Origin of the sequence: Chitinophaga sp. CF118 (assembly GCF_900112615.1) — a bacterium.
Taxonomy (GTDB): domain Bacteria; phylum Bacteroidota; class Bacteroidia; order Chitinophagales; family Chitinophagaceae; genus Chitinophaga.
Window position 1 is genome coordinate 1,311,354 of sequence record NZ_FOMK01000001.1, and the last position, 26,422, is coordinate 1,337,775.

At 41.9% G+C, this 26,422-nt stretch carries 24 protein-coding genes; 11 read left to right on the forward strand and 13 right to left on the reverse strand.

All coding sequences use genetic code 11. From position 1 onward, the window contains the following. Positions 1-3 precede the first annotated feature (3 nt). Positions 4-663, forward strand: a complete 660-nt coding sequence (locus tag BM176_RS05110) for a DUF1345 domain-containing protein (protein WP_090100245.1) — start codon at positions 4-6, stop codon at positions 661-663. Position 664: 1 nt separating this feature from the next. Here the strand turns inward: BM176_RS05110 and BM176_RS05115 are convergent, their stop codons facing one another. The 4 genes from BM176_RS05115 to BM176_RS05130 all read right to left on the reverse strand — a co-directional run bounded on the left by BM176_RS05115 (position 665) and on the right by BM176_RS05130 (position 3,523). Further along, the gene (locus BM176_RS05115; protein ID WP_090100247.1) at positions 665-1,609 is read right to left on the reverse strand and encodes an HTTM domain-containing protein; all 945 of its coding nucleotides are present in this window, start codon (positions 1,607-1,609) and stop codon (positions 665-667) included. Between the two features lie 3 nt (positions 1,610-1,612). Beyond that, entirely contained in the window at positions 1,613-2,107 is a 495-nt protein-coding gene (locus BM176_RS05120) for a hypothetical protein (RefSeq protein ID WP_090100248.1), read from the reverse strand. A gap of 122 nt (positions 2,108-2,229) precedes the next feature. Next, positions 2,230-3,069, reverse strand: coding sequence for a hypothetical protein (locus BM176_RS05125; RefSeq protein ID WP_090100250.1), 840 nt, complete (start codon positions 3,067-3,069; stop codon positions 2,230-2,232). A 193-nt stretch (positions 3,070-3,262) separates the two neighbouring features. Continuing rightward, a complete protein-coding gene (locus BM176_RS05130) occupies positions 3,263-3,523 on the reverse strand; it encodes a DUF6520 family protein (RefSeq protein WP_255373438.1) in 261 nt (86 codons plus the stop codon). A gap of 210 nt (positions 3,524-3,733) precedes the next feature. Between BM176_RS05130 and BM176_RS05135 the strand changes: the two genes are divergently transcribed. The 4 genes from BM176_RS05135 to BM176_RS05150 are packed head-to-tail and all read left to right on the forward strand — an operon-like array spanning position 3,734 to position 5,832. Next, entirely contained in the window at positions 3,734-4,414 is a 681-nt protein-coding gene (locus tag BM176_RS05135; protein WP_090100254.1) for an NUDIX hydrolase, read from the forward strand. Between the two features lie 4 nt (positions 4,415-4,418). Beyond that, on the forward strand, positions 4,419-4,952 hold the full coding sequence (locus BM176_RS05140) for an RNA 2'-phosphotransferase (protein WP_090100256.1): 534 nt from the start codon (positions 4,419-4,421) through the stop codon (positions 4,950-4,952). Next, positions 4,903-5,100 carry an ADP-ribosylglycohydrolase family protein gene (locus tag BM176_RS05145; RefSeq protein WP_090100258.1) on the forward strand — a complete coding sequence of 66 codons (198 nt, stop codon included), beginning with the start codon at positions 4,903-4,905 and terminating at the stop codon, positions 5,098-5,100. Before BM176_RS05140 ends, BM176_RS05145 begins: the two co-directional genes overlap by 50 nt. Further along, complete coding sequence (locus BM176_RS05150; protein ID WP_090100270.1) at positions 5,101-5,832, forward strand: metallophosphoesterase family protein; 732 nt, start codon at positions 5,101-5,103, stop codon at positions 5,830-5,832. It begins immediately after the preceding gene. Here BM176_RS05150 and BM176_RS05155 read toward each other — a convergent pair whose 3' ends face one another. Then, positions 5,833-6,429, reverse strand: coding sequence for a hypothetical protein (locus BM176_RS05155; protein WP_090100272.1), 597 nt, complete (start codon positions 6,427-6,429; stop codon positions 5,833-5,835). It abuts the gene before it with no gap. 265 nt (positions 6,430-6,694) lie between these two features. On the opposite strand from BM176_RS05155, the gene BM176_RS05160 reads away from it, so the two are divergent. Then, positions 6,695-8,911: an InlB B-repeat-containing protein gene (locus BM176_RS05160; protein ID WP_090100274.1), complete on the forward strand. Its 2,217-nt coding sequence runs from the start codon at positions 6,695-6,697 to the stop codon at positions 8,909-8,911. Between the two features lie 118 nt (positions 8,912-9,029). Here BM176_RS05160 and BM176_RS05165 read toward each other — a convergent pair whose 3' ends face one another. Next, complete coding sequence (locus BM176_RS05165) at positions 9,030-9,548, reverse strand: hypothetical protein (protein WP_143097715.1); 519 nt, start codon at positions 9,546-9,548, stop codon at positions 9,030-9,032. A 139-nt stretch (positions 9,549-9,687) separates the two neighbouring features. Between BM176_RS05165 and BM176_RS05170 the strand changes: the two genes are divergently transcribed. The 3 genes from BM176_RS05170 to BM176_RS05180 are packed head-to-tail and all read left to right on the forward strand — an operon-like array spanning position 9,688 to position 13,420. Further along, the gene (locus BM176_RS05170) at positions 9,688-11,262 is read left to right on the forward strand and encodes a flavin monoamine oxidase family protein (protein WP_177230301.1); all 1,575 of its coding nucleotides are present in this window, start codon (positions 9,688-9,690) and stop codon (positions 11,260-11,262) included. Positions 11,263-11,273: 11 nt separating this feature from the next. Next, entirely contained in the window at positions 11,274-12,428 is a 1,155-nt protein-coding gene (locus BM176_RS05175; protein ID WP_090100278.1) for a pyridoxal phosphate-dependent aminotransferase, read from the forward strand. Between the two features lie 8 nt (positions 12,429-12,436). Then, positions 12,437-13,420 (forward strand): Hint domain-containing protein, encoded by a 984-nt coding sequence (locus tag BM176_RS05180; RefSeq protein WP_090100280.1) that lies wholly within the window; start codon positions 12,437-12,439, stop codon positions 13,418-13,420. Between the two features lie 23 nt (positions 13,421-13,443). Here BM176_RS05180 and BM176_RS05185 read toward each other — a convergent pair whose 3' ends face one another. The 4 genes from BM176_RS05185 to BM176_RS05200 all read right to left on the reverse strand — a co-directional run bounded on the left by BM176_RS05185 (position 13,444) and on the right by BM176_RS05200 (position 18,783). Continuing rightward, the gene (locus tag BM176_RS05185) at positions 13,444-16,053 is read right to left on the reverse strand and encodes an outer membrane beta-barrel protein (protein WP_090100282.1); all 2,610 of its coding nucleotides are present in this window, start codon (positions 16,051-16,053) and stop codon (positions 13,444-13,446) included. A gap of 122 nt (positions 16,054-16,175) precedes the next feature. Further along, positions 16,176-17,369: an acyltransferase family protein gene (locus BM176_RS05190; RefSeq protein WP_090100284.1), complete on the reverse strand. Its 1,194-nt coding sequence runs from the start codon at positions 17,367-17,369 to the stop codon at positions 16,176-16,178. Positions 17,370-17,467: 98 nt separating this feature from the next. Then, positions 17,468-18,106 (reverse strand): hypothetical protein, encoded by a 639-nt coding sequence (locus BM176_RS05195; RefSeq protein WP_090100286.1) that lies wholly within the window; start codon positions 18,104-18,106, stop codon positions 17,468-17,470. A 296-nt stretch (positions 18,107-18,402) separates the two neighbouring features. Then, complete coding sequence (locus BM176_RS05200; RefSeq protein WP_090100288.1) at positions 18,403-18,783, reverse strand: HPF/RaiA family ribosome-associated protein; 381 nt, start codon at positions 18,781-18,783, stop codon at positions 18,403-18,405. A gap of 194 nt (positions 18,784-18,977) precedes the next feature. On the opposite strand from BM176_RS05200, the gene BM176_RS05205 reads away from it, so the two are divergent. Continuing rightward, positions 18,978-21,425, forward strand: a complete 2,448-nt coding sequence (locus BM176_RS05205) for a glycosyl hydrolase family 8 (RefSeq protein WP_090100290.1) — start codon at positions 18,978-18,980, stop codon at positions 21,423-21,425. Positions 21,426-21,620: 195 nt separating this feature from the next. Then, the gene (locus tag BM176_RS05210; RefSeq protein ID WP_090100291.1) at positions 21,621-22,508 is read left to right on the forward strand and encodes a right-handed parallel beta-helix repeat-containing protein; all 888 of its coding nucleotides are present in this window, start codon (positions 21,621-21,623) and stop codon (positions 22,506-22,508) included. Positions 22,509-22,569: 61 nt separating this feature from the next. Here BM176_RS05210 and BM176_RS05215 read toward each other — a convergent pair whose 3' ends face one another. From BM176_RS05215 to BM176_RS05225, 3 genes are all read right to left on the reverse strand, one after another. Next, the gene (locus BM176_RS05215; RefSeq protein ID WP_090100293.1) at positions 22,570-23,409 is read right to left on the reverse strand and encodes an ankyrin repeat domain-containing protein; all 840 of its coding nucleotides are present in this window, start codon (positions 23,407-23,409) and stop codon (positions 22,570-22,572) included. 194 nt (positions 23,410-23,603) lie between these two features. Beyond that, entirely contained in the window at positions 23,604-24,134 is a 531-nt protein-coding gene (locus BM176_RS05220; protein WP_090100294.1) for a hypothetical protein, read from the reverse strand. A gap of 6 nt (positions 24,135-24,140) precedes the next feature. Beyond that, a complete protein-coding gene (locus BM176_RS05225) occupies positions 24,141-26,414 on the reverse strand; it encodes a GH92 family glycosyl hydrolase (protein WP_090100296.1) in 2,274 nt (757 codons plus the stop codon). Positions 26,415-26,422: the final 8 nt, after the last annotated feature.

Here is a 26,422-nt window from a genome sequence, read left to right on the forward strand (position 1 = left end):
CCAATGCACGGGAACAAACTCATGTTGCTCCATCCTATTAACCGCAGTCTGATTGGCCTTGGTATTACAGCATTGGTCTTTTTCCTGGTCAGGAATGTTGAGCTTTCCCCATTGATCAGGATCATGCTCTTATGGGATGTATTTGCCCTTTCCTTCACCGTTACCTGCTGGATCGTGTTTTTCACCCGTAGTGTGGATGATATCAGGCAGTATGCCCGGGCTGATGACGGGAGCAGGACATTCGTATTCATCTTCATCCTGCTGGCCAGTTTTGCCAGTATGATCATGGTATTACTGCTGATGTTATCCAAAGAAACCAATGCTGACTTATATATTCCGGTGGCAGTAGCGGGGATCTTATTATCGTGGGCAATGGTACATACTATGTTTGCCTTACATTATGCCCATATGTATTATGACGATGATGAAAAGGATAACAGCAAACAAGCCGAAGGACTGGAATTTCCAGAAGAGGATCGTCCCGATTATTTAGACTTTGCTTACTTTTCATTCGTAATAGGCATGACCTTCCAGGTATCTGACGTGGAAATCACTGCCCGCAAAATCCGCAGGACAGCATTGCTGCATGGCTTACTGGCCTTTGTGCTGAATACATTTGTAGTAGCATTGTCTATCAATCTTATAGCAGGACTAAGAGCCTGATCTATTCCATGTTCCAGAATGCCTGAGTAGCCACCATGCCTGCTCTCCGCAATCTTTTCCGCTCCCTTAACGGAGTTACTAAAGAAATGTAAGCACTACGAACATAAGGCCATCCAAAGGCAGCAGTATTAAAGATGATCATAATGGCGGAGAATAGTTGCAGTCCCATGAAAATGGCAATACTGATATGCAGCAATACAACTGCCAGGTATCCATAAGGACGGGACCGGGACCAGAAGATATATAACGGATAACAGGTTTCAATGATCAGCGTACTCCAGCCAAGGCATTTAGCGAACCAGGGATATTGGGCTATCCAATGCATATCGAACCGGGCAAACTGTCCCTGCATCAGCGTTTGCCAGATGGCTTCCCCGTTCCACCATTGCACACCCATCGCTTTTTCTGTACCAGACGCAATATATACCAGGCAAAGATGCAATTGTAATACACGGATCGACAATGTATTCCATTCATTATTTTTCGACCCTGGCTTCACAATAGCATCTATGGAGAATGTGCTACCTACCGGCATCAGGATACAATAGAACAATGCGATATGCATGAAGGTTTCAACTCCATAGGCCGCCATAAATCCGGTATTGATAAACATGAACTGTAATGCCCATGCAATAGTAGCTGAAGTACGTGTATAGTTTCCCGTAAGTAATCCCAACAGGCTAAGCAGATATAGTCCCATCAGTGAGTACACCCAGATATCCGGGTTTGTACCGGTAGTGGTAATCAATGGCTGTAACCATGAAAGTTGTGGCATATAGGGAGATACGATCTCTTTACTGAGCGACCAGGGAACCAGTCCGTCGGCACCATAAAGTAAGCTGATGTTAAAGACCAGCCAAAGTCCCTGGATAAGCCCCAGGATAGCAATGGCAATTCTAAAGAATGCAAGAGGCTCTGCAGAGGAGGGTTTCAAAAAGCGGTTCATGTTCTAGAGATTTGTTCTTTTATAATTCTTTATTAAAATGGGTTCCCACTTTGCGGTGGCACCCTGACGGAAGGCGCTCATATCCGGCACTTGTTTACTGATTACGGTTACCCGCACCATTTCTCCTTCCGGATATTGCCGCATCATATAAGAGGCGCAGCTTTTGGCCAGCAGAGATTGGGCCTCATCGATACTGAAAAAATTATAAACTGTTTGAATACGGCGGTTACATTCTGTATTAGCCCCTTCCAGGCGGGTTACCCGCTGTTGGGATTGTACATCAGCAATGGTATATACTACAGCAATTTCATTACCAATATGAGGAGCAAAAAAGCTGAAAATGTTACCCGCACCGGTAAAATCGGCATAGGCTTCCAGTTGAGTAAGGAACCATGATTTCTTTGCAAACCATTCTTTCAGGTGAGCAGCATGTAAACCGGCTACTAAAAGGTGAAAAGACGCCAGGCTTATCCAGCAAGTATGTTTCCACGTGATCATAGTAAAAAGATTGAAGTCCAATCTCCGTCGGGAGTCCGCTGTTAATAGGAGCTGTATCCGGGTAGTACAAACAGATGCTACAAAACAGGGACTCCTGACAAAGTTTGGTATGAACAAATATCTTAGAATCCTACAATAGCACCACCAGCCACTTCTTCAACATTCAGACCAGTAAACACCCCTTTATCAATAACGATAAATTTGGAACGGATATCTTTCAATATTTCCGGATCAAAGCAACCTATCAGGTTAGGAAAGCGTTTGCGAAGAATATCTTCCCATCTGAGTCCAATGTATGCAGTTGTGCGGGCGCCGGCATTTGGTATTGCAGTAATATCACCAATACCATAAAAACCACGGGTAAAGTAAGGCAGTTTGTTATTGGCAGGTAATGAGAGCCTGAATTTTCCAAGGCTAAGTCCAGACAGTCCTTTATCTATAGCATCTGGTTGCAGGCGGCTGGCTGCGGTCAGGAAGGTTTTAGTAGCCAGCAATTGCTGTTTGTCACCTATTTCAGTCACTGCCAGATCTGCAAATGATTTACTATCTACCTTTTTGAGCAGTTCCCTAACACGGCCCGCAATGTCTGTGTAGGGGATCATTGTAGGGCAGGTTTTGATCCAGATCTTTTTAAACGGAATTGTAGTGTAACCTAGTTTGTACAATGCAGGAATTGGGCTGGGGTAACGTGGTCCGCCAAACTGAGTTTCATCGGATAATGTTCCGTAAATAGATTTGGTGATGTAATTATTAATGGGCAATCCATCAAAACCAAGCAGATACGTTTCCGGGGGAAGGTCTTTCAGGATAGCATCAAGTTCATCACTACCAGCAGCTGCTTTTGTAATGGCAGTGCCTGATTGTAATAGTAGTTGATCATCAGTTTTCAGATCTTTGGAACATGAGAAGAGCGATAGTGCAGCAATACCAGCCACACCCATCAGCATGAGATGATTACGCATTTTTTTGGGGTTTTGTGATTAAGTAATTAAATTTTGGTTGTACAAAATTCAACTAAATATCTCTCCCCATCAAGTGCATAAACACCTGTTTTAATTACGTATTAATACGTGATTAATGATAAACCAGGGGGATATGGGCTGCATCAGCTAAGATGCAGCCCATAAGGTCTATAACTGAAAAAGCATGCTGATACTATCTGATGAACAGAATTTTACCATACTTGGTGCGTACATAATTACCAGTCGCAGCATCCAGATGATAGGTGCAGGCACCAAATTGGGACCAGGCACATTCGTAATCATAACCTTCTACACCGGCAGGGTAGTAGTTACCGTCGCTGGCCAGGTAATACTGAGTCTCTGCCCGGCTATCTTTTGTTAAAGAATTTGCCACTGCGCCGCCGGCAGCCAGGATAATAGCTAATGCCAATAATGGGAATTTGTTCTTTTTCATCTTCATGGGTTTTACATTTTTTTAGCAGGTGATGGGACTAACAAGTTCGGTTACTCAAGTAATTGGATGATAAAGGCCGTGCATTTAATGATGAAACGAAGGTATATTAATCTGCTGCGAGAAGATTGCAGTCGTAAACAATATTTCAGCTAGTAGTATTACAATTTCAATAATCCTTCATAACTTTGTGTCAAATCAACACAAACAAGCATGAAACCGTTTCATAGTTATCAGAATCCCTCACTTGCGATAGACCTTGTAGTGTTTGGTTATCAGCAGCATACATTATCAGTATTGCTCCTGAACAGAAATGAAGCGCCGTTTAAAGATACCTGGACTCTGCCGGGAGCATTTTTACAAATGGAAGAACGTTTTAAAGATACCTGCGCCAGGGTATTAAAAACGAAACTGGGAATGGATGATGTATACCTGGAACAACTTTATTCATTCGATGAACCGGATAGGGATCCACGCGGAAGGGTAATCGCCGTTGCTCATTATGCACTGATCAATCCGAAGAATTTTGCCATTACAGCCGGTAGTATGGCAAATGATGTGAAGTGGTTTAACATACACGAAATGCCAGCTCTGGGATTTGATCACAAAACCATTTTCACTCAGGCACTCCAGCGTTTACGCTCAAAAATCCTCTACTTCCCTGTAGGATTTGAACTGTTGGACGACCTGTTCACTATGCCGGAACTGCATGAACTGTATGAATGCATTCTTGATATTTCGATAGACAGGCGCAACTTCAGACGGAAAATCCTGGACTCACAATATATTATTAATACAGGCAAAAAAAGAGAAGGACTGCAAAACCGGCATCCAGATCTCTATAAGTTTAATAAGAAGCTGCCAAAAAATGCTTTCCAGCTTAATATCAATTAATACAATGGACGAAAAACATAAGAAGAATATCAGCAAATTTTTGAGCCTTATCCTACGGCATAGCCCGGAAACTATTCATTTACAATTAGACCCGAACGGATGGGCAGATGTTGACGAACTTATTCAAAAATCCTCCCTCCGCTTTACATCTGAGGAACTGGAAGAGGTGGTTGAAACCAACGATAAACAACGTTTTGCCTTCAATGCAGATCATACCAGAATAAGGGCCAGTCAGGGGCACTCCATTGACATCAACCTGGATCTTCAGCCACAACAACCGCCTGAATTCCTGTATCATGGTACAGTGGCGAAGTTCCTGGCAAGTATTCAAAAAGAAGGATTACAAAAGATGAGCCGCCAGCATCTGCATCTGAGTCATGACAGACAAACAGCTGAAAAAGTAGGCAGCCGGCGCGGATCTCCAGTGATTCTTAATATTAAAAGCGGGCAAATGCATAGAGATGGTATTCTGTTCTACCTCTCAGATAATGGCGTATGGCTCACGGATCAGGTATCTCCTCAATACATCGATTTCTGATACGGACACAACCGCTGCAGTGACCGGTGGGATAGCAGGTCTGCTTTATGGATGGGAGACTATTCCAGCTGAATGGCTGAATCTTTTGGCAAAAAAAACTACTATTGACAAGTTGATTATTAACTTGCAGACCAAAATATATAGATAAATGGCCCGGACCTTCGTAATTGGTGATATGCATGGCGCGCTGAGAGCAGTGAAACAGGTGATCGAGAGAATACAGTTGCAACCTGATGATTCACTAATCTTCCTGGGCGATTATGTTGATGGATGGTCTGAATCTGCTCAATTGATAGACTACGTCCTGGAGCTGCAACAACAAAGGCCTTGTATCTTTATTAAGGGAAATCATGATGCCTGGTGTGAATCCTGGCTCATGGGAGAAACTCCGGACCCGGTATGGCTGGCAAATGGGGGGCAACAAACGGTTAACAGCTACGCCAATACTTCTTCAACACTAAAAGCCCGGCACATCGACTTCCTCAATCGGATGAAATTATATTATATTGACGAAGAGCAACGCTTATTTGTTCATGCAGGTTTTACCTCTATGGGCGGCCCGGTAAGAGAACGGTTCGAGATTACCCTTTACTGGGACAGAACTCTTTGGGAGATGGCTATTGCCATGAATAAACACATCAAAAAAGATGAACGCATCTATCCTAAAAGATTATTATTATTTAAGGAGATTTACATCGGTCATACGCCAACTACCAACTATAACGTGGAAACGCCAATGAATGCCTGTAATGTGTGGAATATTGATACAGGTGCAGCCTTCTATGGCAAGGTATCCGCATTGGATATTGATTCAAAGGAATTCTGGCAAAGCGATCCTGTAAATGAATTATATCCGGGAGAAACCGGCAGGAACAAATAATTATCGCAACAACATTTCTTTCTTTACAAGAGAGAAATTCTCGTCCTTCATATCAGTATCATAATAATAAACAGTGCCATCTTCTATCACTATTCTATCCTTTAATTCTTTATCGCTTATGTAATCACAGAAGTAAGGCAATACCCATGTTCTTGTGATACGTTTCCATTTACCATTCATATAAGACCAGGTACTTACCTTATAAGCTCCTCCTTTCGCAGATTCCTGGAAAATACTCAGATCATCTCTCCCGTCGTTATTAAGATCCTCTTCATTTACCAATCGGATTCGCCCTTCAGAAAGAGGCAACGATCTGATACTATCTGAAGAGAAACGGACCACATATCGCTTTTCCCGGTACAAAACTGCATAAGCAACATCCACAATATGGTCTCCATTAAAATCACCTTCTACACGCAGGGTGTCGGGAATTCTCTCTGCTATCTGTGGAGGTGATGGCATTGTCATAAGGCTCGTGTCCGCTATAATGGCCCGTACAGCGATGGCATTCACATTTGAGGGCTGCTGCCTGTTTTCTTCATCCGAATCATTACAGGATAATACTAAGAACATCAATACAATCAGGCATTTGTTCATAGGAAACGTCAGTTACTTCCATAAATGTATTAATTTACTTTGGGCAGTTGATAATAATTATACCATCTTTTCATGATTACGCAATATTCAGCGCTAGCCATCCATTACCACAGAAATAAAAATCGAAAATAGTAATGTCACCATTACCATCGAAAAATGTTCTGTAATCTGCCATATTTGTCCAAATTAAATCGGGAACGATTGCGTAAATTCCTTACTGGCAGAGGCTCAAATCATGTAAATTCAAATAAAAAATTCCCCGATTATGAAAAAGCATCTACTCATGATGCTATGCCTTGTCTTTGGAGGTATAGCCTATGCCCAAACCCCATTATATGTTTCCCCCAGCGGATCATCGTCCAACCCCGGTACTTCCATTAATGCGCCTACCACATTGGTAAATGCGATTGCAACTATACCGGCTGGTGGTACTATTTATCTACGCGGCGGTACATACGCATTTTCCGTTTCCGTTATAATTGCAGACACGAACAATGGTACATCATCTGCTAATAAGAACATTTTTGCTTATGGCAGCGAAGTACCAGTGCTCAACTTCTCCGGACAGGCAATTGCAGATGCCAACCGGGGTTTTGTACTTGATGGAGATTACTGGCATGTTACCGGCGTCACCATTCTAGGTGCCGGTGATAACGGAATGCTGTTATCAGGTAATAACAACACTATTGAGAAATGTATTTTCAGCGGAAATCATGACAGTGGTCTTCAACTCAGCCGGTATAAAACAACAAACACGGCTATCAGTCAGTGGCCGGCTAACAACCTCATATTAAATTGTGAGGCATTCGACAACCAGGATCCTGATAATGAAGATGCAGATGGTTTTGCAGCCAAATTAACCTGTGGTACCGGGAATGTATTCCGGGGCTGTATTTCTCATAATAATATTGACGATGGCTGGGATTTCTATGCTAAAACCGAAACGGGAGCTATCGGTCCGGTTACATTAGACGGATGCGTATCCTATAATAACGGACAGTTAAGTTCAGGTAGCACTTCCGGCAATGGTGATAAGAATGGATTTAAATTAGGAGGCTCCGGTATTGCAGTCAATCATATTGTACGTCGCTGTGTTGCCTTCGGAAACGGACATCATGGCTTTACGGATAACAACAATCCCGGTAATATAGAAGTGACCAACAATACAAGTTACAACAACGCAGAATCGAACTTTAATTTTCGCGAAGGCAGCACCGCTACCTTTAAAAACAACCTGTCTTTTAATGCTGGTTCAAGCGATAAAAGTAACGGCACCGATGTGGGTACCACTAACGTTTGGTGGAAAAACAATGTAAGTACAAACTCCGGATCTCTAGTTGTGAGCAGTGCGGATTTTGTTTCACTAACGGCTTCCGTAGCAAAGAATTCCGATGGTAGTCCGAACCTGGGAAACTTCCTTGCACTCGCCAGCGGCAGTGACATGATCAATGCAGGTGTTACTTCTACCGGTATCACGTATATTGGTTCTGCACCAGACTTAGGAGCCCGCGAGTCCGGCAGTACATCCAATCCCGGAACATATACTTTAACATTAACAGCTTCCCCTGCTGCAGGAGGAACAATTACCGCCAGCCCTTCTGCATCCTCTTATACTTCCGGCACGGTGGTAACCTTAACCGCCTCTCCCGCCAGCGGCTATACATTTACAAGCTGGAGCGGCGCGGCGAGTGGGACTTCTACGACTGCAACAGTTACTGTAACATCCAACATTTCCGTGACGGCAACATTTACCGGCACCTCTACCGGCGGAAACACTTTACATATTGACGATGCTGGCAGTGGCTATTGCAGTGCAGATGGCAGCCGTCAGAATAGCTATACCGGTGCAGATGGCGGTTATTATATCAATTTATCTAATTCAGCGGCTAAAGGAGTTAATTACGCAGTGAATGTACCTGCTGCTGGCACCTACTCTTTTAAATGGAGATATGCAAACGGCGGCAGCAGCGTATCAACCGTAGCCAGATTAATTGTTAATGGTAGTACCGTGGTAAGCAGTGTATCCTTCCCTGTTACAAGTTCATGGACCACCTGGACAACAACAAGTTCTATAACCGCGAATCTTGTTGCGGGAAATAATATTGTCCGCATCGAAACTACTGAAGCAAAAGAATTTGCTAATATAGACTGGATGGAGGTAACTGGAACTACTCCTTCAGCAGGAGTTTGTTCATCTGCAAGATTAGCAGCTAAAAATGATTTTGAGCCAGTATTAACACGCGTTTATCCGAATCCAACGTCGAGCCTTTCATCCATTGCATTTTTCAATAAACAACAAGACAGGGTTATCATCAGGATCTTTAGTACGAATGGCAACCTGGTGAGAACATTAATAAATAAAGTATATCCAGCAGGAAATAATCAACTGACATTTGATACGAATGGACTAGCGAATGGAGTGTATTTTATTAAGGTTGAGAATGAAGGGAAGAGTGAAACGTTAAGGTTGGTGAAAGAGTGATGAGATAACCCGATTTATTAAGTTCAACTTTTAAGAATATAAAATAGGGAGAAAATTGGCTCAGGCTCAATTTTCTCCCTATTCTTTTTTAATACCCAACCAGTTATTCGCTTTTAACTTAAAACTTACATTGCTCCCCTGGTTTCAATTCCCTTCCTCTTTGTTTCTCTGCCACTGCAAAAGCCTCATCTCCTAATGCATGAAAACCTTTAGGTGCTTTAGACTTCGGTCCTTTGTAAATACCCACAAATGGTTTTGAAAACACCCTTCGACTCACAGGATCTGTCATTTTAAAGAACTGTACATACCAGCCCTGTACAATACTATTATCCGGAGGAGGCTTTGGTGCAGCTGCCTTCTCACGGTTGTGCAATATTTTCTCCAGCGAAACTTTCTCTATATCAGCAGGTTTGAAAAAGAATACACGTTTACCTTTCAAGGATTGCCCTGTGGTGCTTTTAAAAACACCGCCATGATGCCATTCAGTGGCAAAAGGCTGCAACTCCAATGCTGTTATTTTGATCTTAAATTTCTTAGTTAATAACGCCGCAACTTCCCCTGCTTTCAATAACTGCTTATCTTCCGCATCCTGGTAATTTTCAGACTTCCCTTCCTGCAGATATTTACTCATTTTCATAATGGCAAGTTACTGAGATTTCCTTATACCCGAAACCGGCATGCAACAGACATCTAAATTCGCCGCTCAGCAAAATTCCCTTCAAACAATCCCCAATATTTCATATTTTACTTCAAAGGAAGTTATTCAAATCAACCAAATGTCCATTTCCAGGAGAGATTTCTTAACCAAAACGGGGAAGATAGCTGCTGCATATCCCGCCATGCTGGCTTTAGGCATGCTAAAAGAAGCCCCCGCTCACGCTTTTGCACTAAAAGGAAGTGGCAAAGGCAAGCATATCATCATTTTAGGCGCAGGACTGGCAGGGCTTGCCTCTGCTTATGAACTTACTAAGCTGGGATACCAATGTACCATCCTGGAGGCCAGAAACAGGGCGGGAGGGCGATGCTGGAGTATCAGGAAAGGTGCCGTACAAGAGGAAACGGATATCGCTCCGCAAACTGCGGCTTTCGACGAAGGACAATACTTCAATGCAGGCCCTTCCCGGATCCCCCATCACCATGAGCTTACATTACATTATTGCCGGGAACTGAACGTTCCCATCCAGGTATATAATAATGTAAATGAAGCTTCTTACTATTTCAGCGAGGGAAAGGGACCTCTTTCGAATAAGAAGATCCGCTCCCGGGAAATACATAATGATCTTAGGGGCTATACTACTGAATTACTGGCCAAAGCCATCGACCAGAAAAAAGTAGATACTGCCCTTACAACAGAAGATACCCAAAAAATTCTTGAATACTTGCGGGCAGAAGGCGGACTGGATATTGATAAACTCTACAAAGCGTCCGATAGAAGAGGGTACACAGAATCTCCCGGGGCTGGAGATAAACCAGGGAAAATTGCGGATCCACACAGACTGGCAGATATCATTGCCTCCGGACTGGCAGATCCCGATTTTTATAATGTGGCAGAATACACCTACGAATTGCAAATGACTATGTTCCAGGCAATTGGCGGGATGGACCAAATTGCCCTGGCCCTGGAAAAAAAGGTGCCCAATATTCGCTTCAACTGTGAAGTAACTGCTATATACAACCAGGAGCAGGGTGTGAAAATTACCTACAAAGATCCCAAAGGTGAACAGGAAATAATAGCAGACCTTTGTATCTGCACGCTACCCTTGCCGGTATTGAGTAACATTCAGCATAACTTCTCTTCGGATGTAAGCAGGGCAATTGATTATGTTCCTTATATCGCCACTGGTAAAATAGGATTACAATTTAAAAGAAGATTCTGGGAGGAAGATGAGCAGATCTATGGAGGCATCACCCATACCAATAATGAACTGACACAGATCTTCTATCCTTCTTATGACTACCTCAGCAAAAAAGGAATCCTGCTGGGGTATTACAACTTTAATGATAAAGCCAGGCATACAGGGAATCTTACACATCAGCAAAGGGAACAGCTGGCACTGGAAAAAGGCAGTCTCATCCACCCGCAATACAAACAGGAATTTGAGAAGTCGTTTTCTGTGAGCTGGCACAAAACTAAGTATAGCATGGGTGGCTGGGGATTATACACAACCGCTACCCGGCAAACCTTGTATAAAAGCCTCCTGGAGCCCGACAAACAAGTATATTTTGCGGGAGAACATACCACTTATCTGAATGCCTGGATGGCTGGCGCTTTTGAATCAGCAAGAAGAACAGTGGCAGATGTGCATGGCCGAATGACAGAACAACGTATTGCCTATCCACCAACCAAATAAACTAAACCGCTATGAACAGACGTAACTGGTTAAAGAACACCGCTCTCCTCACAGGAGGAATCACGATGTTACCCCCGGCAATCAGCCGTTTACAGGCAGCTGCAAAACCGGTGCTCAGCAGTAACACAGTCAGTGATATGACTTTTGCGGCAGGGATGCCTCCTGATTTAAAGGCAAGATTATTCGCCAATGAGAATCCTTTTGGTCCTTCTGCAAAGGCCAAACAGGCAATGACAGATAGCATGGGCACCAGCTACCAGTATCAGCTGACACAAGTGAAAGAATTAGAGGAAAAGATCTGTGCCTTCGAAGGACTCGATCCTAAAATGATAATGACTGGTTCAGGCTCTTCTCCCCTGCTACTGGGAGCCGCACTGGCATTATTGTCCAAAGGTGGCAATGTGGTAACTGCCGATCCTACTTACGATGATTTGCCTACCCGTTGCGAACATATCAATGCTACATGGATTAAAGTACCGCTCACCGCGGAATATAAACATGACCTCGATGCAATGGAGAAGGCCATCAATGCAGATACAAAACTTGTATATATCTGTAATCCGAATAATCCTACCGGTACTATCGTAGACGCAGAGAAACTGAAATCATTCTGTGAAAGAGTGTCTAAGAAAGTGACTGTATTTGTAGATGAGGCTTACATCGATTATCTCCCCGATCCGCAATCGACAACACTAATAGGAAATGCAAAAAAAGGACAGAATATTATCGTAGCACGTACCTTCTCCAAATTATACGGGCTTGCAGGTATGCGTGTTGGTTATGTAATAGCGCAGCCAGAAATGATTTCCCTGCTGGGTAATTATGCGGCTACGGGTCTGTTCTCATTATCAGCACCGGCTATTGCTGCAGCACTGGCAAGTTATCAGGATAAAACCTATATGCAGGATGCTTTGCAGAAAATGGTGAAAAGCAAACAATACCTGTATGATGTATTAAAAGCAGAAGGATACAGTTACATCCCATCCAATACGAACTTTGTGATGTTCCCTTTAAAAATGGATGGTGTCAGGTTCACAGATGAAATGATGAAACGTGGAGTAGGGCTGCGTCACTGGAAATTGAATAATGCCGAATGGTGCCGTATCAGTATCGGTCGTATGGATGAAATGGAAGCTTTTGCTGCCGCCTTTAAAGAATTATCTTAATCAGTATCATGAAAAAATATATTTTATCACTTCTCTTTGCCTGCATCGCCTGCCAGTTATGGGCACAAACACGGCCTTTGCGACTGGAAGAATATGAAAAAGCAAAGACCTTCACCGTAAAAGATCTCGACAAGGATACTTATGTAAAGTTCAGCAATGCATATATACTGGACCGTTATGAAATGAGGAAGCCTTACGTGATAACCGGTGATGATAATCTTAAAAAGCGTATTGATCTGTACCGGTTAGTGGCAAAGGATAGCATGCTGGACATTGGTACTGTGATCTTCTATACTAATGAAAAGGGTAAATTATTTACTGCTGTTATGCCACTCTTCAATAGTAATGCAAGCATCTGGGAAAAATATTTTGAAGATATTCATGCTATTGACAAAGAAGAAAAGAACTTTGTGCTTAAACTCTCCTATGTATTATCAAAAGAGTTTAGCTTCCAGCTCTATAAAGCTATTAATGGTGGAAAGGATCTAAAAACAGAATCCGGTACATATGGTACTGATATTTGTTTTCCGGGAGATCAGCTGGTAACACTTGCGGACGGCTCACAAAAGACGTTGCGTAACATTGTAACAGGCGATAAGATTACCACTCTTGATGCTGTAACACATCAAACGAGTATTGTCAGCGTAAAAGAATTAGTGGTACATACTCCTAAGAACTATGCGATTACCCAGTTGTTAGTTATGAATGCGGTTGAAAAAGATGCTGCCAATATACATATGGTAACCCTTTCAGGGAAAGTGTTAAAGGCAACACCCAATCATCCTGTACAGACGGTGACTGGCAAAAAGCAGATAGGTGAAGTAGTAACGGGAGATGAGTTGTTATGTATGGATGAAAACACTAAAACATTCCGGACTTACATCGTAGTTAACAAAACTGAGTCTGCTGGAGGATTACAACCAGTATATAATATTGTGACGGATGCCGGGAATACATTTATTATGAATGAAGTGATGGTATTGCAGAAATAAGATTATTTAAAAGCAGGTAATTACTACCTGCTTTTAAATAATTTCAGATCACATTGCAAAGAAAGAATGAAATACCTTCCAGCCAGTTGATTTCTACTTTCCGTAACAGTATTTCCAGACACAGATTGTGATAAACTTATGCCTTCATCCAACAGGTTATATCCCTGCAAACGGCAGGTAAGCTTACGTTTGAAGAAAGTCTTCTCCAATGTACTATTCACCATCATTGGATCTGTACCTGTCCCTCCCCTATACCCTGAGTTTAGTTGCTTTCTTACTTCTGTATATAGCGAAAAGCTCTTCAGGAAATATATCTTTCCATTCATATTGAAAGCCCAGGTAGTGAGATTCGTAACACTACTCTCTGTTTGCGCATATACATTCCTGTTATAAGAATACCTTATGTTTCCCGTCAATTCCAGCCATTGCAGCAGCATACTTCCTCTTATGGATTGAGACAGTGTAAGGTTCTGTGCGGCTTTCTGCACGTTATCCAGAAATAATATATTATTGTTGTAAGAGCCATTCCCATTCAGATGAATGTTATACTTCCCGTCATTGAACCTTCTTGACCATCCATAATTTAATCCAACATTATAAGCACCATCCGCATTCAGAAAGCGTGTTTCCTGCTTCACAGTATTAAAGCTGTCTTTTACTAATACTACATTTGAAACAATGTTATCTTTTATATAACTGCCCGAAAGAGACAGGAATAAAGCGTTTTGTCCGCCGGAACGGTAACTCAGCGCAGAGCTATGAGTGAAGGAAGTACGCAAATCAGGATTCCCTATTACGGGGAATTGTGCATTAGTGAGATCCGTTACAGGTAATAATTGCTGGTAGCTGGGAAACCCTACATTACCCATATATGTTAGCATAAAGAATCCCCTATGTGGCAACTTGTATTGTGCAGTAAATACTGGCACTAATGGCGTACTGCGTTTTATTGCCCGTTGACCGGATATGATACTACTACGCAACAGGGAAGGCTGCAAACGTGCGCCCAATGTGTAATCCAGCTTCCCCTTATTCCTCCGGTAATTAAGTTCGATCTGCTGCTGGATCATTGTATAAGCATACTGGTTGCTTAGCGAATCCATGAATGTTTTCTTCCCTGCCGGATTTATCCACTCTGTTTCCAGCTTGTTTGATGTTTGGGTGGTATTGATCACATATTTTAATTCCAGGCTGGAAGTAGAATCTAATGGTTCTATATAAGAGAATTGTGAATTTGTGTTAAGGTTATTATTCGTTTTATATAACAGCTGGTGTAAAAGAGAATCCTTCAACACTGTATTATCTGTTTTATAATAGCGTAAGCTATCGTAGCTATCCTGGTTACTTTTGTTATCTGAATTATTAACAGAGAAATTTAATGATACAACTCTCCCCAATCCTTTAAACCGGTGCGTTGCAAAAATACTAGCTCCAATATTAGGCGAACTACTAGTTACATAATTAGAAGTAAGTTGGTCTTTATGCTGAAATCCCGTTTGATTAGCTGAAAGAATATTATTACCGATAGATGAACCAGAATTTATGCTCAGGTTCAGATTGCCCATTGTATTTACATCCGGCCTATATTCCGCTCCCCCATTGAAACTATAATTATCGCTGCTGTTACTGCTATTATTGCTATTCGCACTAAAAAGTGTGCCCTCACTGGTAACGGTCTGCACAGTGCTGGAAGACAGCTGGCTACTTTTACTATGTCCGATACCAAAGCCAGTGTTTATAGTAAATGCTTTACTGATGTTATTCCGGTAATTAACATTCCCTGCAGAGTTGGTCACTTTTCCCGTCTGAGAACTCGTGTTGTTACTATTGCCTATTAAAGAGAATTGTTGCTGCTCGCTGAAGTAGTTCGTCATAACACCCAGGTTATGCCTCCCATCGTTACCCGCACCAGCTATTGCCTTCCCCTGGTAAACCTTACTCAGGTCCGACTTGGTTTGTATATTAAGGATATGCTGAGGTTCCCCGGTTTTCCTGCCGGTAGCCCTTGCCATATCTCCATAATCATCGATCAGTTGTAGTTTATCGATTAAATCTACAGGTAACAGGCGCGTCAGGGTTTTGATATCATTCACCATAAAATCTTTCCCATTGATTCTGATTTTGGTGATCTTCTTGCCTAAAGATGTGATGTTTCCATCCTGGTCCACTTCCATTCCCGGCAATCTCTTTAGCAAGTCTTCCACAACTGAATTGGGCCTTAACTTATACCCATCTGCCCTATATTCAATGGTATCCTCTTTCATGATCATAGCCGACGCCTTTCCCTTAATGATCACCTCATTCAGGTTGTTCGTCCTCATTGTCATAGTGATTGATGGAAGATCGATAGCCTCACCCGCCTCCTTATAGGAGAATTCCCTGTACCAGGGGTTATATCCCATAACGGTAATGCGCAATGTGAAAATGGTTTGTTTTACCTTAGGGAAGTTGAATATCCCTGCTTCATTACTGGCGGTATGTAAAGTATCCTTCCCTGCGATGAGTAATATATTTGCCCCAATCATTTGCTGACCGGTACTATCCTTTATCACTCCTGAAACCTTATAGGTCGTTTGCGCCCACAGGGAATGCAGGCTGAACAGCAATGATATGAATAGTAAGACCTTTTTCATATGGGGAAATAAGATGCACAATGGAGATACTCCAAATTAGTATTTAAGAGTTTTTAAAATTCCACTACCGGGCGACCTGTAAATTATAAGTATCTGGGAGTACAATGATTCCTTCAATGAAATTAACTTTTATTAATGAGATCAACGTTTAAGAATGCGACAGGTTTAACAATATTACTTGTCGTTTTCTTGTATAAAATATAGTCCCTGATATGTAGAAATGGTTTTTCAACTGCATATCTCATCACTAATGCTCCTAATATTGTAGTAATCATGCAAATAAAAAACATCACATGTCCCTTCTCTGCTATTCCCCATTTGCTGCACAGCAGTTGAGTTAAATGGATCACTCCTTTATGACTCAGGTAAATGGAATACGATAAAATAGCTATGCGCGATGAAATCCTTGAATTAAGCCGGTAAAGAACACATGACGGGCTGATCGCGGCCATCACAATTGCACCATAAGCGATCGCGACTAAAGGAAATCCAAAAATGGTAGCGTTAAAAGATCCGGGATCCTCACATAAGAAGTATGCTCCTGCCAGCAACAACAATCCTATAATCAATATAACATTCCCATACCTGGTAACTCTTTCCCTGATTGCCGGCCAGAACTGGAATACCCCAGCGATACTTACACCTACCAAAAGCCCGTCTAACCGGTTATAAGTAGGATAATAGATCGCTCTGTACCAGGCTACCCAGGAATCGTCTGCCTCCAGGAATGGTACTACCAGTTTCACCCAACTGATGTACCTCAGCACAAATCCTGTAATAAACAATGCAATGATCAGCCATGCAGATTTGCGTCCCACTTTAAAATAGAGCAACGCTGTTATAATCAAAGGCAGTAATAAATAAAACTGTTCTTCTATACAGAGAGACCAGGCATGTGAGAATGTACCGGTCGTTTTGAGATTCAATCCCAGGTTCTGTGTGAATGTCAGGAACTTCCATAACGGAGGTAGCGCTTCCCGTTCTCTGAATACCGGAATACAAAAGTAAAGTGCCACCACAACCAGGTAAGCCGGAATTATCCTGAAGAATCTTTTAAGAAAGAACTCTTTTAAGGAAATGCCTTTCCCCTGTGCGATCTTGCTGAATAATTGTGCAGAGATTAAATATCCGCTGAGTACAAAAAAGAGATCAACGCCCGTCCATCCAAAAGCGAATGCCTGATCCATCCATTCCGGATGTTTAAAGATCCTATAGTGGAATAGGATAACGAAAGTTATTGCAAATGTTCTGAGGTGATCTAATCCTAATAGTTTGGTATTCTCCGGTTTGCCGGGCAATGATATTGATTGAGACATATACTGAGGAAGAACGCTTTCCGGGCGAAAAATACGAAATCCCCTATTCAACTATCAGCAAAGCTGGATGAAGCAGCAGTAATTTTGATAAGCGGAGTTTATTGATTTTGAATGACTAACGTTTCATGTTCGAATGTTAATACCAGGAGTTCACGTAATCTTAAATAGAACAGTTCTTCCCGTAAAGGGGATATAACAGGAGTATGCTTAAGTTCCTTTTGGAGGGCATCTAATTCATCCCAGATAAGTCCCTTATTGAAAAAGGCGGATGTTCCGGATTCATACTTATCCAGCCAATGTTGTGTTTGTGATGTTTCTTCTTCCAGTCTTTTAATGATTTCCATCGAATATTCGCAACGTTGAAGTTCATAAGTACCAGGTTGCAGGTATATCGTATGCATATCTGTGTTCATCAGATAAACACTATACTCCCCTTCATTGAAAGAAATTCGTTCCTGACCATTTAACTGAAATTCTATGTTACCAGATAACATACAATCAATAACACCCCTCGTCTTACTAACCGAAGTTAATAATGTTACAGGCTTTTTTACATAAAAAACGATGTTTCTCAGAGTACATCCTTTCATATAACGTTCGTGATACATGATATCAATAAAACTTGAAGTGAGCAACTGAGGTTTCGCAAACTCACTGATAAAACGGCAATAATTTAAAGGGATAACGTCGTTTAGTTTTAATGACTCACCGGGAATATCCGCAATTTTAAATTTCATTGTGTAAATTATTTGTGGAATGAGAAGGTTACTAAAGATCCTTAAATTGACTGAACTACTGCAACAGTCATGTTAAATTTTACAATTATTCTAATACCACCTCAATGTTAAGTTTTTGCTTCCACATCATTATAGCAGTATGAGAAACTATATTGGTAGTATGGTTTCGTAAAACAACATGAAAACAGTGGCTAACATTGATTGCTTCTACGATAAGAAAAATAATACCCTACATTTCAAATAACAAAAAAGCCTCCTGGCAGTTTTCCTACCAGGAGGCTTTTTTATCAAAATAATTATTTCACTACATCTTCCAGATCTACATCTTTATCATCTGGATTCTCTGCAATCATCGCATCCTGGATCTTCACCACATCGGCTTGCTGATTATGCACCTGTTTCTCTTTATTTTTATTTACCTGTTGTTTCAAAACATCCACACATTCATTTACAGATGTTTCGAACCAGGGACTATTTTTCTTTACGAACAGATCATGTCCCGGAATTTCGAGGCGGATTTCACAAAAGTTATTTTGGGGATCCGAATCAGCACCTTTAAACAATATTACATTTGCTCTTACTATTCTATCGCTCTTAACTGTCTTGAGTTTTTCTGTAATAAAACTCTCTATAGAATTACTGGCTTTAAAGCCCAGGGATTGAATGATTATATCCATAATAATACCTTTATATCTATAGAAACACTTATTATGCCAATATGTTTATGCCAAAAAATAATGGTTAAAAAGTATTCATAAAAATGTTCAATAATATTAGATTAATTAGTATTTTACAATTGATTGAAAACCTATAACCGGGAACCATATCATTTGTATTAGTAGAGAAACCTTACCCTTAAAATAGAACCATTATGAACAAGTTTTACGCCTTATTGGCAACAGGTGCCCTATGCGCCGTCAGTAATCTTGTGCCGGCTCAGAACAAGCCCTTCCCACAAGCCATTACTTACCCAAATTGTATCAAGCCCAACAATGTAACACAGGCAGAAATGAATGCCAGCGTGGCGAGTTATTACACCTACTGGAAAGCTACTTATCTTAATAACCACCTGGCTAGCTTGCCAGGTGGTTATTATGTAAGAGGAGAAATCAGTGGTGATGATGAAGGCTATACGCCGTTGGGTACTTCCGAAGGACATGGCTACGGTATGGTCATCACTGCTCTCATGGCAGGTTATGATGCGAATGCTAAAACTATCTTCGACGGATTGTACAAAACAGCCCGTGCCTATCACAGCTCTATCAACACAAACCTGATGGGCTGGGTTGTTGCTGATGCTTCCGGCGCACAAGGGCATTTTGATTCTGCTACCGATGGTGATATGGATATTGCCTATTCGCTCATTCTGGCTCATTACCAATGGGGTTCCAATGGAACAATCAATTACCTTGCTGAAGCTAAAAAGATGATCACAAACGGCCTTAAAGTGGCAAATGTGACCTCTACCAACCGCCTCAACCTGGGCGACTGGGACACCAAAAGCGCATTAAACACCCGCCCGTCCGACTGGATGCTGAGCCACATGCGCGCGTTCGCTCAGGAAACTGGCGATGCTTCCTGGACTTCACTTATCAATAACTTATACAGTGTTTACAACCAGTTCAGCGCTACCTACTCTCCATCTACCGGTCTGATCTCCGATTTCGTGGTGAAAAATCCTCCGGAGCCAGCTCCTCAGAATTTCATCGATGAAGGTCCGCAAACAAACGAGTATAATTATAATGCCTGCCGCGTTCCTTTACGAGTGGTAATGGATTACGCATTATATCAATCGTCCAGCGCATATACGATTTCTAACAAGATAGCTTCCTGGATCATCACTAAAAGTGGCGGTAATCCTTCCAGCATCAAAGATGGCTACCAATTGAACGGCACAATTTCCGGTTCAGATCCGGAAGCAGTATTCGTTGCTCCCTTTGTGGCTGCTTCTGTTGTGAACGCAAATAACCAGGCTTTCCTTAACAGCGGATGGACTTTCCTCAAAACAAAAAAATCCGGTTATTACAGCGATAGCTACAGCTTGTTATGCCAGCTGTTTATTTCCGGTAACTGGTGGAAACCTGATACGACAGTCGTGACTCCTGCATGCGACCCTGCAACTGCCAGCAGCGATGATGGTAACGTGGCTACGAATGTTCTGGATAATGACTTTACTACCCGTTGGTCCGCTTCGGGTGATGGTCAGTATATTCAATTCTGTCTTGGTACTGCATCTACTGTAACGGGTGTTGATATCGCTTTCTACAGTGGAGATACAAGACGTGCACTGTTCGACATACAAACCAGCACAGACGGTTCTTCCTGGACTACCGTTGCTTCCGGATTACAAAGCAGTGGTACATCTACAGCATTGGAAAGCTTTACATTTACAGCTACTACAGCTAAATATGTGAAGATCGTGGGACACGGCAACAGTGTGAATGCATGGAACAGCATTACTGAAGTGAAAATAAAAACAAATTCCACTTCCTCACAAACTACCTTAACTGCGTTAAAAGATGCGTATGTAAGAAATGGTGATTATGCTGATATAACTTATGGAACTACAGATCCGTTAGTGTTGGCAACCAAACTGAATACAGCGACTCCTACCGGTTATGACAGACAGGCTTACATTGGATTTGATCTGAGCAGCATAAGTGGAACTATCTCCAGCGTGGTTTTAAAAGTATATGGTAAACTGGAAGATCTGAGATCGACCAACATTCCTATCGGTGTATATTCTGTTTCTAATACTACGTGGACAGAAGCAGGACTTACCTGGAATAATAAACCCGCCGCCGCTACAACTGCATTAAGCACTGTGACAGTCACAGATTCTATTCCCCGTTATTATAACTGGGACATTACTGCTTATGTGAAAAGCGAAATAGCTGCTGGCCGTTCCGCTATCTCCCTTGCGTTGATTGATAATGCTATCAGTACGCCAAGGTTAGTGTGGAACTCTAAGGAGACTGGAAATAATGCGCCGCAATTAGTAGTAACCACTACTACAGCTGCTGCTAAAACAACAACGGCAATTACTACGCTTGAGAAATTAACAACACAAAAACTCAGCGTATATCCTACACCGTTTAATAGTAATGCTACAATTGCTTTCACATTGAAAGATGCGGGCTTTACTACTTTGGCAGTATACGATGTAAGTGGCAAACCGATCAACGTTGTACTAAAGGAAAACCTGGCAGCAGGTAACTATACAAGGTCATTCTCTGCAAGCAACATCCCAGCCGGTTTATATGTGTTAAAACTAATACATAATGGCACATTGACTACAAAGAAAGTGATCAAAAACTAACCAACAAACGCCTGATGGAGATAATCCGTCAGGCGTTTCCTGTCCTAACTATTCCAATATAGCACACGCAATCGTTGCCGGCATCGATTGCATAAATAAATTCTGTCCATACTATTAACTTCTGCTTATTTATCCTTGACCTTTGATCCCGATACAACTCAATTTTTGTTTAATCCACGTAAAATTCCAAATGTTATGAAAACTCCACTAGCGATCATGCTGTTGGCTGTAGTACTTTCCAGCTGCGGAAAAAACACTCAGCTTGCTCCTGAATTAACAGAACGCCCCCTTACAACAGCCGCACTTGTAAATGTTGCTGCTGTTAGCGTAACGGTCACTACTGAATCTGCATTAAAAGCTGCTATCGCAGCTGCAGCTCCCGGTGATATCATTACAATCAGCGGTACAATTAAATTAACAAGCACTTTGCAATGCCTCAAGAGTGGTACTTCCAGTGCCAAGATCAACTTCACCGGCGGTACACTTGATTGCTCCGGTATTACCTCCGCCGACTGGGGTGTGAAAGTAAATGGCAGCTACTGGAACATTACCAATATGACCATCAAAAATGCACCTGACTGCGGACTGGTATTCCAGACCGGTGGAAACAACTACGTGAACAACGTAAAAACCACGGGCAATAAAGATACCGGCATCCAGGTGTACAATGGGGCTTACAATGTAAGTGTCAATAATTGCACATCTTCCGGCAACAACGACTCTCAGAATGCAGGTGAAAATGCAGATGGTTTTGCCTGCAAATTATCCGGCGGTTCAGGAAACCAGTTCAATGGATGTACTGCTACCTCAAATGCAGATGATGGCTTTGATCTGTACGGACAACAATACCCTGTGAAAATAACAGGTTCAACTGCCAACAGCAATGGAATTGGCGCTAATGGCGATGGGAATGGTTTCAAACTGGGTAGCTCAGGATTGAGCGTTGCACATACAATAACCAGCTGTTCTGCAAGTAATAACAAACCAGGATGGGGCTTTACAAGAAATGGTAATGCGAAAGGTGTGATTAAATATAGCGGACTTACCGGTTCTGGAAATGGTGCCGGACTCAGCGATCTGTAATAGGAAGCATCAGCAATCTGTCATAGCATTAGGAGGTTGTACCAGAAGTACAGCCTCTTAATTATGATTTTGCACCTGCGGCTCTCAACAAAGCGGCTATCTCATCCTGCTTCCATTCAATTGCATTCTCCAACGCAGTTCTCCCATTATCATCTGTTATGTTATAATCTGCATTATTCGCCAGCAGTAATTTAATCATCTCTATCTCTCTGCTCCGGCAGGCGGCCATCAAGGCGGTATCACAGTATTTGCTCTTATCATTTACCATTGCTCCTTTTTCAATCAGATACTTTGCGACCCTTACATTTCCACGTGCAGCAAGGCTCATCAGGATCGTTTCATCGTCGTGGGTTTTAACATTCACATCGGCATGATGCTCCACCAACAGTTGAACTATTTCTAAATGATCATTTAACGAAGCATATGCCAGTGGTGTTAATCCTTCTTTACTTGCTACATTCACAACGGCATTTTTATCCAGCAACAATTTCACTATTGTCTCATCTCCACGACTGGAACTATACATCAACGGTGTTACTTTATCCCTGTTCACTGTATTTACGTTTGCATTATGTTTGATCAATAACACAGCAATCTCATCATATCCTCTGAAAGAAGCAATCGCTAAAGCCGTTTCTCCCAATTTATTTGTTACATCTACCTGGGCTTTATGGTCTATAAGAAACTTTGCCACATCCGGAAAACCCATACTCACAGCCCATATCAGAGGTGTATTACCTTCTTCATCTTTTGTATCAATGTTAGTACCGCTATTCAATGCACGTTGTATCCCGCTAAAATCTTTTTGTTTTGTAGCGCTGATCAGATTATTGTCACCATGTTTATTACAGGCGAAAAGAAAGAGTACAGCAATAAATGCCATTGATGAACGGATATGCATGGTTTTTCATTTTGGGTTATATATCGCTAATATATAGTATCTAGATGCGATTATTTCTCAGTGGGATGGAATAGAAAAGGTTTGATATCTGATGGGGGCAACAGGAAAGGGCTATATTATGCGGGAGTTCTATTTAAAAAATAATTTTTAATGTACTGAGGATCGATTAATCAATCCTCAGTACATTAAAACTATTACTTTACACTATTCAGCAAACAATTAATTCCAAACGGACTTCCCTGGATCTTACATACCAAAGGAAAACCCGGATCATTGAGAATCCACCATTCTGTAGTTTCATCTTTTGCCGTAACATGCAATACCTTCTGACCGGCTATCAAACTATCATCTTTAAAATCATACACAGTATTGTCATACATAAACTGGTGATCCTTTACCAGCTTCCCGAAAGCATCAGTCGAGATCAAAAAGAATGTTTCATGTTCCCCAAGCTGAATAACACCACCAGCAACAGGTTGTATAAAATTCATTTTATCTCCATGTTGCAATGCTGTTGGTACCATTGTATAAGTACCAGTTGCAAGGCCACGGATCTTCCAGCCCAACGTCAATGTATCTGTAAAACGTAACACCGAAAATTCAATGGGCACTGTTTGTCCATGCAGGTTAAAAGTATAATTAAAAGTAGTGCCTTGTTTTACCTGCTGACTATAAGCCTGCACAAAAAACAACTGCAGGATGAGTAAATAAATAATTCTTTTCATCGTGTATTAGTTTATAGCAGGAGGTAATATTGTTGTTCCCCATGAGGAAGGTTTTGCATCCATTTCAAAGATCAGCTCACCACCCTGTACAATATCTGCATGTTCTATCCAGGCCTGCTCCAGCTTCTTACCATTTAAGGTAACCGACTTCACATAACTGTTAGTATCAGAAAGATTTTTAGCAATGATCCTGAAATCTTTTCCATTCTCCTGATGTAAAGTAACAGATTGTAATAACGGTGCATTCAGTAAATAATAAGACTGTCCCGCATTTGGATACAATCCCATCATATGAAACGCTAACCAGGAAGACATCGCTCCGGAATCATCATTACCAGGTAATCCTATATGTGTCGTATTATAATTACTGCTGATGATCTTCCTGATTCTCTGGCTGCTCAGATCCGGATGACCAATCCAATGATACAAACAAGGGGTCAGGAAAGAAGGCTCATTCGCCACATTATAAAAACGTTTCTCAAATAAGGTATCCAGTCTGCGACGAAAAGCATCTGCCCCGCCGGATTTGGCGATGATAGCCGGTACCTGGTGTGGGATACTCAGCGAATATTCCCAGGAGGTAGCTTCATAGAAAAAGGCGCACCAATGACATACATACCAGGGAAATTCCCTGCTCAATGGGGAATAAACAAAAGTAGGATGCTGGTTTTTAGCCTCACCATAAGGAATAGAATCCAGCCATTTCCCGGATGCATCTTTTGGCATAATGAATCCCTTTGCACCATGATCTGTATAATCATCCCGCCATAGATTTTGCCAGTTTCCCGATTGTTTGATAAAACGGTCATAGATCGCTGGCTTGTTCAATCCTTTGGCCACCACAGCAATACAATAGTCATTATACGCATAGTCAAGAGTACGGTTACCGGATCTCGCAAAACTATAAGATACATAACCCAGGCGGTTGTAATCTGTAAGCCCGCCACGGCCTTCTTTTTCCTCATTACCTCCGGGAGGAACATTCGCATCCTGCAACATGGCATTCAATCCCTGTGTATAATCAATGCCTTTTAATCCTTTTACAAAAGCATCGGCAATCAATACCTCTGCATTTGAACCTCCCTGAGTGCGACCATTATAATTACCACTGCGTGAATCCGGCATATAGCCGTCATGTTTATAGATATTCAGCAGCGCATTTACAATCTCTACTTCTCTTTTGGGAGATATTAAAGTGATTAAAGGATTGGAGGAACGGTAAGTATCCCATATGGCATAGAAATCATCGTAGTAAGGCTGATCACTGATCCATAAAGGGTTTTCATTTGTTCTGTCCACAGGCATCAGCATGGTATGGTACAATGCTGTGTAGAACAACTTCTTTTGTTCGATGGTTGAAGCAGGATCAATTACGATACGCCCTAACAGATCTTCCCATTTTTGCCGGGTTTGCTGTAATACCTGTTCAAAGCTCCAGTGAGGAATTTCCGTAGTGATATTCTCTTTTGCTTTTAAAGAGCTGATAAAAGAAATGCCCACTTTTACTTTTAAGGAGTCACTATTATTTCCAAATGTAAGCAGCGCACCTGTTTTCTCACCGGAATCAAATTGTAGTTTCTTCCCTGGATAAAGCTGCTTTCCTTTCCAGGTTACATATGCGCTCAACGGCTGATCAAACACCGCATCAAAATAAACAGTATATGCCGCGCCGTTATTCCATCCTCCTCTTATTCTGCTATACCCTCTTACTTCATTATCCGATACCACTTCTATTTCAGATCCTACAAACTGTTGCGCTTCCCTGGCATCAGGAACCGGCTGTTCTCCTAAAAAGAAACCAGCATCTATCTGTAATGATTTCTTTTCTTTCGGCTGATAAGTGAAGCGGTAAAGGCTTACTTTTTCCGCAGCAGTGACCTCTGCTTTGATCTCGTGCTTTTTCAAAGTAACACCATAGTATCCCAATGTAGCTGTTTCATTTTCCCGTAAAGAAGACTGATCCAGTTTATCCGGATTTCCGGAGAAAGGCATAATAAGAATGTTCCCATACTTTGGTCCGCCGCCGGTACCGCTCACGTGTACCTGTCCGAAACCATTAACAGGTACCGGGGCGGGTAACCAGCCACTGTTGGGCTGGGAGCTGCAATCCGGACTGGGTTTGATCATCCCGAAAGGACAGGAAGGACCAATGAATACGCGGCCAAGTCCTTCCGATCCTATCATTGGATCTACATACTCATAAAGATGTTGCTGTGCCATTAACGTGGTACTTATAGAAAATGCCCCCGCTAATAATATGGCCCCTCTGAAAGAAAGCATATGCTGAT